The 15,205-nt window shown below is 65.1% G+C and carries 14 protein-coding genes; 10 read left to right on the top strand and 4 right to left on the bottom strand.

The annotated features are described in order from the left end of the window. Positions 1–9: 9 nt before the first annotated feature. Entirely contained in the window at positions 10–1,065 is a 1,056-nt protein-coding gene (locus FHR95_RS10225) for a TRAP transporter substrate-binding protein (protein WP_183314304.1), read from the bottom strand. Between the two features lie 376 nt (positions 1,066–1,441). Between FHR95_RS10225 and FHR95_RS10230 the strand changes: the two genes are divergently transcribed. From FHR95_RS10230 to FHR95_RS10270, 9 genes are all read left to right on the top strand, one after another. Continuing rightward, positions 1,442–2,410 carry an MBL fold metallo-hydrolase gene (locus FHR95_RS10230; RefSeq protein WP_183314305.1) on the top strand — a complete coding sequence of 323 codons (969 nt, stop codon included), beginning with the start codon at positions 1,442–1,444 and terminating at the stop codon, positions 2,408–2,410. 72 nt (positions 2,411–2,482) lie between these two features. Continuing rightward, the gene (locus tag FHR95_RS10235) at positions 2,483–4,222 is read left to right on the top strand and encodes an FAD-dependent oxidoreductase (RefSeq protein WP_040183734.1); all 1,740 of its coding nucleotides are present in this window, start codon (positions 2,483–2,485) and stop codon (positions 4,220–4,222) included. Further along, complete coding sequence (locus FHR95_RS10240) at positions 4,209–4,448, top strand: DUF2783 domain-containing protein (RefSeq protein WP_040183733.1); 240 nt, start codon at positions 4,209–4,211, stop codon at positions 4,446–4,448. The genes FHR95_RS10235 and FHR95_RS10240 overlap by 14 nt, the downstream gene beginning before the upstream one ends. 14 nt (positions 4,449–4,462) lie before the next feature. Beyond that, complete coding sequence (hmgA, locus tag FHR95_RS10245) at positions 4,463–5,773, top strand: homogentisate 1,2-dioxygenase (RefSeq protein ID WP_040183732.1); 1,311 nt, start codon at positions 4,463–4,465, stop codon at positions 5,771–5,773. A gap of 63 nt (positions 5,774–5,836) precedes the next feature. Further along, positions 5,837–6,856, top strand: coding sequence for a fumarylacetoacetate hydrolase family protein (locus FHR95_RS10250; protein WP_183314306.1), 1,020 nt, complete (start codon positions 5,837–5,839; stop codon positions 6,854–6,856). A gap of 11 nt (positions 6,857–6,867) precedes the next feature. Next, entirely contained in the window at positions 6,868–7,512 is a 645-nt protein-coding gene (maiA, locus tag FHR95_RS10255; protein WP_183314307.1) for a maleylacetoacetate isomerase, read from the top strand. 97 nt (positions 7,513–7,609) lie between these two features. Then, positions 7,610–8,836, top strand: coding sequence for a Bcr/CflA family efflux MFS transporter (locus FHR95_RS10260; RefSeq protein ID WP_183314308.1), 1,227 nt, complete (start codon positions 7,610–7,612; stop codon positions 8,834–8,836). Between the two features lie 88 nt (positions 8,837–8,924). Continuing rightward, a complete protein-coding gene (locus tag FHR95_RS17420; RefSeq protein WP_183314309.1) occupies positions 8,925–9,206 on the top strand; it encodes an Lrp/AsnC ligand binding domain-containing protein in 282 nt (93 codons plus the stop codon). A gap of 174 nt (positions 9,207–9,380) precedes the next feature. Next, positions 9,381–11,744: an EAL domain-containing protein gene (locus tag FHR95_RS10270; RefSeq protein ID WP_183314310.1), complete on the top strand. Its 2,364-nt coding sequence runs from the start codon at positions 9,381–9,383 to the stop codon at positions 11,742–11,744. A 38-nt stretch (positions 11,745–11,782) separates the two neighbouring features. Here the strand turns inward: FHR95_RS10270 and FHR95_RS10275 are convergent, their stop codons facing one another. Both FHR95_RS10275 and FHR95_RS10280 read right to left on the bottom strand, forming a co-directional pair. Next, positions 11,783–11,980 carry a hypothetical protein gene (locus FHR95_RS10275; RefSeq protein WP_183314311.1) on the bottom strand — a complete coding sequence of 66 codons (198 nt, stop codon included), beginning with the start codon at positions 11,978–11,980 and terminating at the stop codon, positions 11,783–11,785. Positions 11,981–11,982: 2 nt separating this feature from the next. Beyond that, positions 11,983–13,674 (bottom strand): FAD-dependent monooxygenase, encoded by a 1,692-nt coding sequence (locus FHR95_RS10280; RefSeq protein WP_183314312.1) that lies wholly within the window; start codon positions 13,672–13,674, stop codon positions 11,983–11,985. Between the two features lie 129 nt (positions 13,675–13,803). On the opposite strand from FHR95_RS10280, the gene FHR95_RS10285 reads away from it, so the two are divergent. Next, on the top strand, positions 13,804–14,589 hold the full coding sequence (locus FHR95_RS10285) for a response regulator transcription factor (protein WP_246378504.1): 786 nt from the start codon (positions 13,804–13,806) through the stop codon (positions 14,587–14,589). Between the two features lie 67 nt (positions 14,590–14,656). Here the strand turns inward: FHR95_RS10285 and FHR95_RS10290 are convergent, their stop codons facing one another. Continuing rightward, the gene (locus FHR95_RS10290; protein WP_183314313.1) at positions 14,657–15,088 is read right to left on the bottom strand and encodes a hypothetical protein; all 432 of its coding nucleotides are present in this window, start codon (positions 15,086–15,088) and stop codon (positions 14,657–14,659) included. Between the last annotated feature and the right edge of the window lie 117 nt (positions 15,089–15,205).

Genomic DNA, 15,205 nt, shown 5'->3' on the forward strand with positions numbered 1-15,205 from the left:
CGACAAGGGTTACTGCGACACGACGCGATCGGCAATGCCTTCATCTTCCGCGGCCAGCGCGAGCTGTTCGCGGAAGTGGGCCAGTGCCGCTTCGGCATCAACACCACGCTCTGCCACGTCACGGGTCCAGTCGGCAATCAGCTCTTCGGTCACACCGCGCAGCATCTCGACGTCCTCTTCGGGCACCTGAGTGAAGGTGGCGCCGTGCTGCTTGCCAAACTCGACGCCACGCTGATCGGAGACGTCCATCATGTAGCCGAACAGGCGCGACAGTGACTCGCCCGATACCGCCTCGATGGCCTGGCGGTCCTCCTGGGAGATCTTGTCCCAGAACATGGGGTTCATGACGATGGCGAAGCTGCCGCGATAGAAACCGCCGTCAACGGTGAGCGTGTGCGGCGCCACTTCTGCCACGCGGAAGCTGCGCAGGCTTTCCAGGGTCAACATGGCGCCATCTACCACGCCCTGGGAGGCGGCTTCATAAACGCCGGTGGGCGGCAGGGCAACACCGGTAAAGCCGATGGCCTCGGCGAGGTCGCTCATGACCCCGCCCCCTACCCGCAAACGCTTGCCATCGAGCCCATCGAGGGAGTCGACCTGTTCCGCGGTGAAGATCTGCCCCGGGCCGTGCACGCCCATGGCCAGCACGTCGACGCCACGGTGTTCGCCCGCCTCGGCCAGGTACTCCTGGTGAGTGTCCCAGTAGGCGGCGGCGGCATCCTCGGAGGAGAACTCCTCGAAGGTCGGAAACTCGGGCAATTGGGTCGCCAGGAAACGACCGGCCATATGCGCATGGAAGATCCAGCTGGCGTCGGCGATACCGTCGGCCACGATCTCCATCTGCGCGGCGGGCGGGCCCATGTCGTGCACGACTTCCACACTCACGCGGCCTTCGGTGGCCTCTTCGATCCACGCCTTCCAGGTGGGCCAGACGATGGTGTTGATGCCGTGATTGGGGCCACCCCAGGTGCTGACGGTGATGGTTTCCTGAGCCAGGGCGGGCGTGCCGAGGCTGACACCGAACGCCGCTACGGCGCCGATCATGAGGCGATTTGTGATTTTCATTTCATGCTCCTAGGTCGTCACGGAGAGGCGTGCTCGCGCCACGTTGTGTACCTGAGATTGTTGTATTACGGCTGAGGTCTCACCGGCAGTAAGTAGAAGCAAGAGCGCAACAGCCCGTCGTTTTCACGCTATCACCATGCCGCCAGTTACTCTCCCCTGCAACTAATTTGGCGAAAGCAGGGATTATACTTAGGTAGTAAAAACGTCAAAAATGCATGATAAGGAGCAATTTATTGCCAATCACGGCGCACTTGCTTCGCAACCTGGTCCGTGATTTGCTGGACATATAGTTTCATTAACAACTATGCTGCCGCCATCAATCCTACTCTGGCCAGGCGTCCGAAGCGTGACGCCCCCTGATGCACCTGGAGGAATCATGAGCAAGAAGTTCGCGTCCCACGCCGATACCGAAGAGAAACAGATCAGCTTCGACAAGCTGGCGGAGGGCCTCTACGCCTATACCGCGGAAGGCGATCCCAACACCGGCATCGTTATCGGCGATGACAGCGTGATGGTCATCGACACCCAGGCCACCCCGATCATGGCCCAGGACGTGATTCGCCGTATCCGCGAGATCACCGACAAGCCGATCAAGCACGTGCTGCTGACCCACTACCATGCCGTGCGCGTGCTCGGTGCCTCCGCCTACGAGGCCGAGAACATCATCGCCAGCCAGCACACCTATGACCTGATCGTCGAGCGCGGTCAGCAGGACTACGAGTCTGAGGTCGGCCGCTTCCCGCGCCTGTTCAAGGGTGTCGACTCGGTGCCCGGCCTGACCTGGCCGAATATCGTCTTCCAGCAAGAGCTGACGGTGTTCATGGGCAAGCGCGAGGTGCGCATCATCCACCTGGGACGCGGTCACACCAAGGGCGACACCATCGTCTGGCTGCCCGAGGAGAAGGTGATGTTCTCCGGCGATCTGGTGGAGTTTGGTGCCACGCCCTACACCGGCGATGCCTACCATGAGCACTGGCCCACTACCCTCGATCGCCTGCAGGCGATGGGGCCCGAGAAGCTGGTACCCGGCCGCGGCGAGGCTCTGCAGACCCCCGAACAGTGCCAGGAAGCCATCCAGGGCACCCGCGATTTCCTCGCCGACATGTACGAGAGCGTCAAGGCGGGCAAGGCCGCCGGCAAGTCGCTCTCCGAGTGCTATTCCGAGACCTACGCCAAGCTCAAGCCCAAGTACGGCCACTGGGTGATCTTCGATCACTGCCTGCCCTTCGATATCACCCGCTGCTACGACGAAGCCGGTGGCGAGTACCCGGATCCGCGCATCTGGACCGCCGAACGTGATAACGAAATGTGGCACTCGCTGCAGGAAGCCGTCGAGAACCAGTAACTGCCGTCCGGATCCCGTCCGGATCACGACAAGCTCGCCGGGTGCCGCCCGGCGAAGCCGTGGGAGCCCTTCATGCCCAAGACCTACAAGAACCCTGTCTATCCCTATCGACGCCCGCCGGAACTGGACCTCAACGAGACACGACACTGCCCGGTGGTGATCATTGGCGCCGGCCCGAGCGGCCTTGCCGCGGCCATCGACCTGGCTCAGCAGGGTATCGAGAGCGTGGTGCTCGACGACAACAACACCGTCAGCGTCGGCTCGCGAGCGATTTGCTTCGCCAAGCGCACCCTGGAGATCCTGGACCGCCTGGGCTGTGCCCAGCCCATGGTAGACAAGGGTGTGACCTGGCAGCACGGCCGTGTCTTCTTCCAGGAGCGGGAGGTGTACGACTTCAATCTGCTGCCGGAGGAGGGCCACCGCATGCCGGCCTTCATCAACCTGCAGCAGTACTACTTCGAGGAGTACCTGGTCGACCGCGCCGATGCGCTTTCCGACCGCATCGACCTGCGCTGGAAGCACAAGGTGGTCGAGATCGACAGCCGCCCCGAGCGCAGCGAAGTTCTGGTTACCACGGAGGATGGCGACTACCGCCTCACCTGCGACTATCTGCTGGTGGCCGACGGCGCCAACAGCAAAATCCGCGACATGCTGGGCCTGGAGAGCAAGGGGCAGATCTTCCAGGATCACTTCCTGATCGCCGATGTGGTCATGAAGGCTGACTTCCCGACCGAGCGCTGGTTCTGGTTCGACCCGCCCTTCCACCCGGGCCAGTCGGTGCTGCTGCACAAGCAGCCGGACAACGTCTGGCGCATCGACTTCCAGCTGGGCTGGGACGCCGACCCGGAGGAGGAGAAGAAGGAGGAGAACATTCGTCCCCGCGTGCAGGCCATGCTCGGCGAGGACGTAGAGTTCGAGTTGGAGTGGGCCAGCGTCTACACGTTTCGCTGCCGCAAGATGGACGACTTCATTCACAACCGGGTGTTCTTCATGGGCGACGCCGCCCACCAGGTCTCGCCCTTCGGGGCACGCGGCGCCAATGGCGCCCTGCAGAGCACCGAGAACCTGGCGTGGAAGCTGGCGCGGGTGCTCAGGGGCCAGGCCCCCACTGCGCTGCTGGAAACCTACGACATCGAGCGCCAGCACGGCGCGGCCGAGAACATCCTCAACTCGACCCGGGCCACCGACTTCATCACGCCCAAGAGCCACATCAGCCGTGTGTTCCGCGACACCACTCTGGAACTCGCAGAGTCGTATCCCTTTGCCCGCAGCCTGGTTAACAGCGGTCGATTGTCGAAACCCTGCCGCTATGACGGCTCGCCACTCAACGGCGAGGTCGGCGAGGGTTTCCCGCTCGAGCTGCGCCCCGGCAGCCCGGCCAAGGACGCCCCGGTGCACCTTGCCGGCCGCGACGCCTGGCTGCTCAACCAGCTCGGTGACCGCTTCGTGCTGCTGCTCGACGGCCGCGTCGACAGCGCCCGCGCCGAGACCCTCAAGAGCGAGCTCGAGCCGCTCCTCGCGCGTCGTGACGACCTCGACCTGGTGACGGTCGGCCCCACGCCCCACGCCCTGACCGAGCTGCCGCGCAGCACGCAGCTCGAGGATGCCGAGAACCTGATTGGCGAGCGCTACGGCCTTGCCGCCGGTGCCGGCTACCTGATTCGCCCTGACCAGCACGTTACCGCCCGCTGGAATCAGGTAACCGCCAAGGCAGTGGATGAGGCGCTGGAGTGCGCACTGGGCACCCATCTTGCCATCCCTCGTCGCGAAACGCCTCGAGACAACCAGGGAGACCGCCATGCCACGGCTTGAGCTCGACCCCAACTTCACCGATCCGGATGCTTTCTACGCGGCGCTGACCGAGGTTCATCGCGAGCGCAGCGAGACGCAGAGCGAACGCATCAACGCCAGGCTGATCCTGCTGCTGGCCAACCATGTCGGCGATCAGCAGGTCCTCGAGGAAGCCCTGGCCATTGCCGGCCAGGCCACCGAGTCGACACCGGCTCAGGACCAGCCCGCCCAACAACAACAGCGCTGAACGAGGATATTTCCATGACCACCGAGACACTCGAGTACCAGAGCGGCTTTCGTAACCACTTCTCCACCGAGGCGCTGCCCGGTGCACTTCCCGTGGGCCAGAACTCACCGCAGAAGTGTCCCTACGGCCTCTATGCCGAGCAGCTGACCGGCTCTGCCTTCACCGCACCGCGTCACCAGAACCTGAGAAGCTGGCTCTATCGCATTCGCCCCTCCGTGGTGCAAAGCGCTTATCAGCCGCTCGAGAATCGCCAGGTGCATACCTCGCCGCTGGACAAGCCGGCGGCCGACCCCAACCAGATGCGTTGGGACCCGGCGCCACTGCCCGACCAGCCCACTGACTTCATCGACGGCCTGTTGACCATCGCCGTCAACGGTGACGCCGGTGCCCAGACCGGTGTCGGCGTGCATATCTACGCCCTCAACCAGGATATGACCGACCGCTTCTTCTATACCGCGGACGGCGAGATGCTCTTCGTGCCTCAGCTGGGCGGGTTGCGCTTGCGCACCGAGTTCGGCGACATCGACGTCGACAACGGGGAGATTGCGGTGATTCCCCGTGGCGTGAAGTTTCAGGTGCGTCGCGCCGAGGGCGTCGATGCCGCGCGCGGCTATATCTGCGAGAATTACGGCAGCCCGATGGAGCTGCCCGGCCTGGGGCCCATCGGCGCAAACGGGCTGGCCAACCCCCGCGACTTCCAGAGTCCCGTCGCCGCGTACGAGGACCGTAAAGGCGACATCTCGCTGGTGGCCAAGTTCTCCGGGCGTTTCTGGGAGACCCGCCTCGATCACTCGCCGCTGGATGTGGTGGCCTGGCACGGCAACTGTGCGCCCTACAAGTACGACCTGGCCAACTTCAACACCATCAATACGGTAAGCTTCGACCATCCCGATCCCTCGATCTTCACCGTGCTTACCTCGGCCTCCGACACACCGGGCACGGCTAACCTGGACTTCGTCATCTTCCCGCCGCGCTGGATGGTGGCCGAGAACACCTTCCGTCCGCCCTGGTTCCATCGCAACCTGATGAGCGAGTTCATGGGCCTGATCCACGGCGAGTACGACGCCAAGGCAGAGGGCTTCCTGCCCGGTGGCGCCAGTCTGCACAACTGCATGTCGCCCCACGGCCCCGACGCCGAGACCTTCGACAAGGCCTCCAATGCCGAGCTGAAGCCGCAATATCTGGGTGATACCCTGGCCTTCATGTTCGAGAGTCGCTACGTCTTCCATCCCACCGAGGCCGCTCTCGCCACCGAGTATCGCCAACGCGACTATGTGGATGTGTGGTCCACCCTGCGTTCAAACTTCACGCCCGATCAGCGCTGACCCGGACTGATGCACCATGGCGGGGCTTTCGAGCCCCGCCCCTGACGAAAGGACCGAATTCGAATGAAACTGGCAACATTGAAGAAAGGCCGTGACGGTGAGCTGATCCTCGTCTCACGCGACCTTTCCCGCGCCGTAAGCGCCGCCGACATCGCCCCGACGCTCCAGCAGGCGATCGAGAACTGGGGCGCCGTGAGCCCGACGCTCGAGGTCCGCTACGCCGAGCTCAACGAGGGCAAGGCCGAGGGCGCTTTCGACCTCGACCAGAGCGCTCTGCACTCGCCGCTGCCGCGCACCTACCACTGGGCCGATGGCTCCGCCTACCTGAATCATGTCCAGCTTGTTCGCCAGGCGCGCAACGCCGAGATGCCCGAGACGTTCTGGCATGATCCGCTGATGTACCAGGGCGGCGGCGACAAGTTCCTAGCCCCCACCGAGGATATCGAAGCGATCAGCGAGGAGCACGGCATCGATTTCGAGGGCGAGATCGCCGTGGTCACCGACGATGTGCCCATGGCGGTCAGTGCCGAGCAGGCGGCCCAGCACATCAAGCTGATCATGCTGGTCAACGACGTCAGCCTGCGCGGCCTGATCCCCGGCGAACTGGCCAAGGGCTTCGGCTTCTTCCAGGCGAAACCCGCCTCCGCCTTCTCGCCGATCGCCGTGACGCCTGACGAACTGGGCGATGCCTGGCAGGACGGCAAGGTCCACCTGCCGCTTACCGTGCACCTCAACGGCGAGAAGTTCGGCGCGCCCGAAGCCGGTCCGGACATGATCTTCAACTTCCCGCAGCTGGTGGCCCATGCCGCGAGGACCCGCTACCTGGGCGCCGGCGCGGTGGTTGGCTCGGGTACCGTTTCCAACCCGGACCCCGACGGCGGCCCCGGAAAGCCGGTGGCCGATGGCGGCGTGGGTTACAGCTGTCTGGCCGAGGTGCGCATGGTCGAGAAGATCCTGCATGGCGACAGCAAGACCCCCTTCATGCGCTTCGGGGATCGGGTACGCATCGAGATGTTCGACCGTGACGGCAAAAGCATCTTCGGCGCCATCGACCAGCAGGTGGTGAAGTACCAGGCCAAGTGAAGGAGGGCGGCATGACGACGCTTTACGGCTACTTTCGTTCGTCGGCGGCCTACCGGGTCAGAATCGCCCTGAATCTCAAGGGCCTGGCCTATGAACAGGCCCCGGTCAACCTGGTCGCGGGTGAGCAGCGCAGCAAGGAGAATCTCGCCCGCCAGCCCCAGGGGCTGGTGCCCAGCCTGGTGACGGAGGATGGACGGGTGCTGAACCAGTCCCTGGCGATCTGCGAGTACCTCGACGAGACGCACCCCGAGCCAGCGCTGCTGCCGTCGGATGCCGCGGGGCGCGCCAGGGTCCGCGCATTGGCCCAGCTGGTCGCCTGCGAGATCCACCCTCTCGACAACCTGCGGGTGCTCAAGTACCTGGTAGGTGAGCTGGGCGTGGACGAAGACGCCAAGCTCACCTGGTACCGGCACTGGATCGCCGAAGGCTTCAGCGCCCTGGAGGCCCAGCTCTCCCGTGAAGCCGGCAGCGGTGACTTCTGCCATGGCGACACACCGACCCTGGCCGACCTCTGCCTGGTGCCACAGGTCTTCAATGCCGAACGCTTCGCCTGTGATCTGAGTGCCTACCCGGCGATCCAGCGCATCACCGGCAACTGTCGAGCACTACCGGCCTTTCAGCAGGCCGCACCGGAGACACAGCCGGACGCTCACTGATACAATAAGCGGGCTAACAAAGCGGGCGCGGCTCACGGCAACATGCCGGTGCCGTGTCCGCTTTTTGTATCGGGACAACACGACCGAGGAGAACCGGGTGCTGAAGCTGACCTCCCCCGCCACCGTGGCGGTACTCGCGGCACTGACCGCGCTGGGACCCCTGGCCACCGACATGTACCTGCCGGCCATGCCGGAAATGGCCGAGGCGCTAAACACCGGTCCCGACCAGGTCCAGCTGACCCTGAGCCTCTACATGGCAGGCTTCGCCCTGGCCCAGCTGCTGTGCGGACCGGTCTCGGATCGCTTCGGCCGCCGCCCGATAATGATCGGCGGCTTCATTCTCTTCCTGGCGGCCAGCCTGCTGTGTGCCTTTGCTCCCAGCATCGAGTGGCTGCTGACGGGGCGCTTCCTGCAGGCCTTCGGCGGTGCTGCCGGCCCGGTACTGGCACGTGCCGCAGTGCGCGACATCTACGCACCGACAGAGGCCGGCCGTGTGCTCTCCTACATGGCCAGCACCATGGCCATGGCACCGGCATTGGCGCCCGTGGTGGGTGCTGGGCTGCTGATGTTCTTCGGCTGGCAGTCGATTTTCATGCTGCTGTCGCTCTACGCAGTGGTCATGCTGTTGATCCTGGCCCTGCTGATGCCCGAACCACTGCCTGCCGAACGCCGGCAGTCGGTGGCCCCCGGGGTGATACTGGCCAACTTCCGCATGCTGCTGACCCAGCGGAGTTTTGTCGGCTATACGCTGATCAACGCCAGCGGCTTCGCCGGCCTCTTCGCCTTCCTTTCTGGCTCCTCCTTCGTGCTCATCGAGTACATGGGCCTGTCGCCGCTCCAGTACGGGATCGGCTTCACGCTGATTGTGGCGGGGTTCTTCTCGGGCACCCTGTTCAGCGGCCGCTACAGCCATCGGCTGGGACGCGACCGGCTGCTGCTGCTGGCGACCTTGCTGTGCGCGCTGTCCGGAAGCAGCATGGCCACGCTGGCTCTGGTCGGCGCCCACCAGCCCTGGGCCGTGATCGGCCCTCACATTGTCTTCCTGTTCGGCTTCGGCATCGTCATGCCGCAGAGCATGGCCGGTGCCCTGGCCCCCAACCCGCAGTGCGCGGGTTCGGCCTCGTCGCTGTTCGGCTTTCTGCAGATGACCATCGCCGCCCTGGGCGGCGCCCTGGTCGGCCAGTTCCATGACGGCACCTCGCGCACCATGGCCATGGCCATTGCCCTGGGGGGCCTCGTGGCGCTCGGCGCCTACCTGCTACTGATTCATCGCGCCCCCGAGCGCATCAATCGCACGCGGTCCGCCGCCGACAGACAGCCATGACCCAGGCCTGGAAACAGTACCGCCGTGCCCCGACGGCGGGTACCCGAATCCTCCGCCGCCAGGAATTGCCTCACCGGCGTCACTGAGCGTGCGCCTGACCGGCGACAAGGCCACCGTCCCGCTGCGGCTCGCGACGGGTCAAGGCCCGGGCGGGAAACGGCACCCGGAAGTACGGCACTGCCAGGCCACCACCACCGGCAACGCTGACCTCGTGCCACGGGTGGCAAGCGCAGACATGACCGCCTATGATCGCTTCTTCAATGAGCAACTCTCCGCCCTGGTGGAGGTTTCCCCAGGGGGGTTCCCACGTCGTCCTGCGAAAGATCAAGAACGTGACGGGCATTCCGATTCGCTGACGCGGGGTATCTGAGCAACGTTCAGAGAGCGGCTCTACGCGTCAACCCGTTCAGCGCCTTGGAGTGAGCGCGATGAAGATGACGGTATTGACCGCCCCATGCGCCGAACTGAGCCGGAAGAGAAGCCGCCTGGAATGCTTACCTCGATCCTCCAAAATCTCCGAAACGGCATCCGGGGTACCTGGCTCATGCTGGCATTGGCCGCTTGGGCGCCTGGGCTGGCGGCGCAGGATCGCGCCTATAGCGAATCCATCCAGGTACTGGCGTCCTACCATCGCGGCAGCCCCTGGTCCGATGAGCTCGTCGACAGAATCAGCGAGGCGGTAGAGCGCCTCGAGTGGCCGGATGGCATGCATGTGGATTACCTGGATGCGCGCCGCCTCGACGAATCGACCGCCTTCGAGATCGAGCGACGCCGCCTGGCAGGGCGCGAAGCCGTGGACCCGGCTTCGCGCCTGCTGCTGATCGATGATGCCGCCCTGCGTTTCTATCTTCGTCATGCCGAGCTGCTGGGCAATCCTCCGCGAGTGGTCGCGATCGGCATCAACGACCCCGAGCTTCGGCAGCGCGCCGTGGCCAAGGGGGTGAAGGTGATTGTCACCACCGCAGTGGAGCGGCAGTCCCTCGCCTTCCTGAAGACGCTGTTCGGCGAGCCGCTACCACTTCTGGTACTCGGAGACACTACCGGCAGCGGCCAGCACCTGACGCAAACCTTCCTGAACAGCGTGAAGACAGTGCCGGGCGTCACGGCGACGCGGCTCCTCCGGGACTGGACGCCCGAAAAGGTCCTCGCGACGCTCTCCCGTCTGCCAAACGACACCCGCGTGTATCTTATCGAGGGCCAGACCACCGGAGCGGCAGATCTGGCCCCCCAGGCACGCCACTGGCTCGAACATCTCGCCGACCGGGGCGTCCGGGTCTTCTGCCACCTGCCCTATCAGGTTCGGCTGGGCTGCGCCGGCGGCGCCCTGCTGGATACACGGCGTCTGGGCGGACTGGCAGTGGAGTCGCTGATCAGCCCGGCCTTCACCTCCCTGCCGTCGATACAGGAAGTCGGGGCAGGACGCCATGCCCTGCATGCCACCTTTTACAAGCGCCTACCCGAGACACGCCGCGAGGAGGTGGAATGGCTCGGCGTGAAAGGCAGCCTGGCCACCGCCGACAGCCGCATCTTGCGCCTCTTCTGGGGCGGCATCCTGGTGACCGGCGTGCTGCTGTCGGGCCTGCTGCTGCTGTGGCTCTCACGCCGCCGCGCGCGGCAAGCCCAGGGCCGTCTCGCCATCGACCCCGCCAGCGGGCTTCCGACGCGCCAGGTGCTCGAGAGCGAGTTCGAGACGCTGTGCGACAGGGAAGCCGGCGGCTGGCTGTTTGCCCTGCTGTCTCCGGGACTGCGCGACTATCGGCGTCATGCCGGCCTTCCCGCGGCTCAGGCGGTATTCCGGGAACAGCTGGGTATCCTGCGCGCCCAGCTGCCAGGCGATGCCCGGCTCTACCTGAATGCTGACCTGGGCGTCATCGGTCGCCTGCCCTCCCGTGACGGGGATGACGGCGACACGGCGTTCGACCGTTTCATCGCACGACTGGGGCATAACCCGGACCAGGCGGAGCCGAGACGCCTGGCCTGGTACGGCAGCCTGCTGCGCTGGTCCGGCAGCGAGACAGACTTCGCTCAATGCCAGGCAGCGCTGGACGACGGTCTGTTTCGACTCGAGCGCCAGGGATGGCGTCAGCCGGTGATCCGGGTGGAGCCGATGGAACGCCGCCGGGCCACGCGTTTCCGTCAGCTCTCGGAGGCGATCGAGCGGGTGATCGCCCACCCCGAACCGGAATGGCGCCTGGTCATTCAACCCAAGGTATCCCCGCATGATGGTCGGCTAAGGGGAGCCGAGGTGCTGCTGCGCTGGTACCACCCCACGCTCGGGGAGATTCCCCCCGTCGAGTTTCTGCCCACGGTCGAGATCCTCGACCACTCGTGGGCCCTGGACCACTGGGTCATGACCCATAGCCTCGCCTGGCTGGCCAGCGTGCGGGATGCCCTGCCCGAGCTGGAGCATCTCTCCATCAACGTCAACCTGGCCACGCTGTCGACGACGCGCTTCCGCGAAGCGCTGATGGAACAGTTACAGGCACAGGGGCTGTCACCGGGAATGGTCGAGCTTGAGATCACCGAGCATGCCGACTTCAGCGATCTCGATACCCTGGAGCACCACATGAGCGATCTGCGCCGGCAAGGGGTGCGGCTGGCGCTGGACGACTTTGGAACCGGCCATACCGCCTTCCGGTTGCTCCAGCGCCTGCCTTTCACCGTGATCAAGATGGACCGCAGCCTGCTGCTCGCCGCCGACCAGCATCGCCAGGGACGCGATGCCTATGCCGCCATGGTGCAGTTTGCCGGCCAGTTGGGCATGAAGGTCGTTGCCGAGGGCGTCGAGGAGCGCGCCCAGGCCAACTGGCTGGGCGCGCTGGGGGTCGACGAGGTACAAGGCTTCCTGTTCGCCAGGCCGATGGAACTGGACGCCATGCTGGACGCTTACGGGGTACCGGCACCCTGACCGCCCGAGCAATCCCGCCTGGAATAGCGGGAGGCGGGTCAGTCTGCCCTCGTACCTTCTCGCGCCTCGTCGATCGCCGCCATCACTCGCTCGACCTCGGGCACGCGGTGGGCCAGCGCCAGCGCCAGCTGAGCGAGAAAATGGCTCTCCTGCGCCTCGGGCAGGGCATCGAGGGTCTCGGCCAGCCGCTCGTAGACGTGCTCCAGGTCGGCAAAGGGCAGTGTCTCATCAGTCATGATCATTCTCCTCCCAGGGCCCAACCTTGGGCAAGGTTCAGGGCATGGTCGAGGGCAGCGGGGTCGAGCGTTTTCCAGCGGGCCGCGACATGGCGATCGGGACGCGCCAGATAAGCGGTACCGGAGGCAGCACCATAGCCGGCGAACAGGCGGCCATCGGGGTCGAGCAGCGCGTCCTCGTCGCCCGGCTCTCGGGCGATACGCAGCAGGGTAAGGTCGAACCCCTTGGCTCGAAGCGCCTCTATGCGTTGGAGCAGCGCCGGCTCAACTTCGCCTGTCCCGCTGAAGTGCAGCAGGGTGAAGCCCGAAGCGAGGTGGTCGAGCAGGAAGTCATTCTCGCCCAGACGGCGATTGATCAAGGGCGCGCCGGGCACCGGCCCGGCTTCGAAGCCGATATCGTCGGCCAGGGTCAGCGGGCTCTCGGCATAGGTGTAGGGGGTCACCTGACGCGGATTGGCGAAGCCACTCGCATAGTCGTTATGGTAGGCCAGCGCCAGGGCGGCATCGCGCATCAGGGCATAGCCGCGGGTGGGCGGGGTCATGAAACGCGTACTCTTGCCGGCATTGGCGAAGACATCCAGGGTCGCACCGCGCCGCTCCGGGCTGTAGCTGTCCAAAAGCCGATCCGACGCCTGCCCATTGAGGACACAGGCCAGCTTCCAGCCGGCATTGGCGGCATCCGCCAGGCCGTTGTTGAGGCCGCGAACGCCAAAGATCGGCACCAGGTGGGCGCTGTCGCCGATAAACAGCACGCGTCCATGACGGTAATCGTCCAGGGCCAGGGTGTAGGCCTTGTAGAGACTCCACCACTCCAGCTCCCAGGCGTCGCTCTCGTGCATCACCTCGCGCACGATCAGCTCGACCTTCGCGCGGATATTGGCCTCTTCCACCGCCTGCTCGGGGTCCTCATCGGGGCCGAGCTGGTAGTCGATACGCCAGATGTCGTCGGGCTGCTTGTGTACCAGGATGGTGGTGTCGGGCAGCGCATGGGAATGAAAGAAGGCGCGGCGCTCGGTGGGGAAGACGGAAGCAAGGCGCACGTCGGCGATCACGTAGCGACCCTCATAGGCCTCACCTCGCAGCGGGAGGGAGAAGGCCTTGCGCACCGCGCTGCGCGCCCCGTCGGCAGCCAGCAGGTAATCGGCGGCGAGCCGATAGTCCCCCTCGGGAGTGCTGACCGTGAGCGTCACGCCCGCGTCGCCCTGGGTGACGCCGGTGATCGACTGCTGCCAGCGCAGTTCGATCAGCTCGCTCTCCTCGGCCTTGTCGATCAGGAACTGCTCGATGTACTGCTGCTGCAGGTTAACCATCGGATAGAAGCGCTCCTGGTCGGAGTGCGGCATCCGGAAACGGTAGATCTCGCGGTCGCGGAAATAGGTGCGGCCCTGGGTCCAGCCCAGCCCCTTCTCTGCGAAGGGCACGTCGACGCCGAGTTGCTGAAGAATCTCCAGGCTGTGACGCGAGATACAGATGGCCCGTGAACCGTCATTGACGGTGGCCTTGTCGTCCAGCACTACCGAGGCAATGCCGTGGCGGGCCAATTCCAGGGCGGCGGTCACCCCCACCGGCCCGGCACCGACGATGGCCACGCGGTGGCGCAGCGCCTGGCCCTCCAGCTCGGGCGGACGAACGAAGGGAAAATACGGATAATCGAAGTAGAGCGAATCGGTCTCGGCGCGTCCGGCGGGTCGCATGGCCTCTCTCCTGACAGGGGGCACGATGTTGCTGGCTAAGCTGCCGGCAGAGTAATCCCGGGACGGGCTGCCACCTGTCCCGTCAAAGATGGGACAACAACGCCACTCTCTACGACAAAGGTAGCGGTTTTGGAAACAGGCTCTTCCACAGGCGTCTCTCCAGGCTGCCCGGCGCTGCTGGCGGTCATGGCGGAGTGTGTGACGCAACTGGGCACGGAGCACTTCGATGGTCAGCTGATCGCGCTGCTGCGCCGAGGCGTAGGCATCGAGCAGTGCATTCTGTTCGCCTACACCAGTAGGCAGCGGATGGGCACCCTGCTGGTGGATAACTCCCGCTATCCCAAGGTCGCCGGGCGCCTGGCCACGCTCTATGCCGACGGGCTGTTCCGCGAAGATCCCAACTATCCGCGGCTACGCCAGCTGCTCGAGACAAGCACGGAGCAGGCAGACGCCGAGCTGATGCCCATGCAGACCGACGTCATGTCGCCGGCCTACCGCAGCCACCTGTTCGCCTTCCCGGACCTGGCCGACAAGGTCTCGGTGGTGATTCCCGCCAACGGCACGGTCTACTACCTGAACCTCTACCGTGACCTCGGGCGCGGCCCCTTCAGCCCCGGGGACATGGCGCGCCTGGAGGCCCTGATGCCGCTGCTGGCCAGCCTGATACGGCGCCATTATCGCCAGGCACGCCCGGCCGCCCTGCCCGCCAGTCACGAGGAAGCCGAGGTCCTCAAGCGGCTCTCCGCGCGGGAGCGCCAGCTATGCCTCGCTCTGTTGCGCGGCCACACCCTCAAGACGGCGGCCGCCGAGCTTGATATCGCGCTGTCCACCGCCGAGACCTACCGCAAGCGCGCCTACGCCAAGCTGGGCGTGCGCTCCAAGGCACGGCTGGTGGCGCTGTGCCGAAGGGGCTAGCGCCGAAATGTAAAAGCCCCAGCACATGTCATGGCCAGGGCTTGAAGACCTCTTTCATCGACGCGCCTCAGCCTGTCGCGAGACGATCGAAGGCCTTGGCATTGGGGCAGAAGCCGCGACACGCTTCGACGTCGGCACCGGCACGCATGGCCTTCCAGCATTGCCCGACAGCCGGACAGGCATTGCAGGTCTCACGCATCCCGGTGTAGCCCGCATCGACTGCCACCTCCGCCGCCTGCAAGCCGAAGCGCTGCATCATCACCGGCATCAGCGTGATGGCCGGAGCAAAGGAGGATGGCTGACCCGATGCCAGCTGGCGTGCCATCTCGCGCTCGAAGCCCGGTTCCAGGGGGCTTGCCAGGTCATTCAGCAGTGCGTCATAGGTAGGGCCCGCTTCATGCTGGACGTCACGCACCAGCTGAGCCGTGGAGGTGGCATAGCAGCGTTCGGTCAGGCGCTCCCACCAGCCGAGTGCAGGCTTGGTCTGTGCAGTGGCCATGATGGCTCCCCCGTGAAGTAATCTCGATGTCGCCACCAGTATCGATCCGGGGGCGCCAAGGCGCCTTGACGCGGGTCAAAATAGTTTCAATTGAAACTAGACGAGAAGTTTCGGCCC

Source organism: Halomonas fontilapidosi, assembly GCF_014192285.1.
Lineage (GTDB): Bacteria > Pseudomonadota > Gammaproteobacteria > Pseudomonadales > Halomonadaceae > Halomonas > Halomonas fontilapidosi.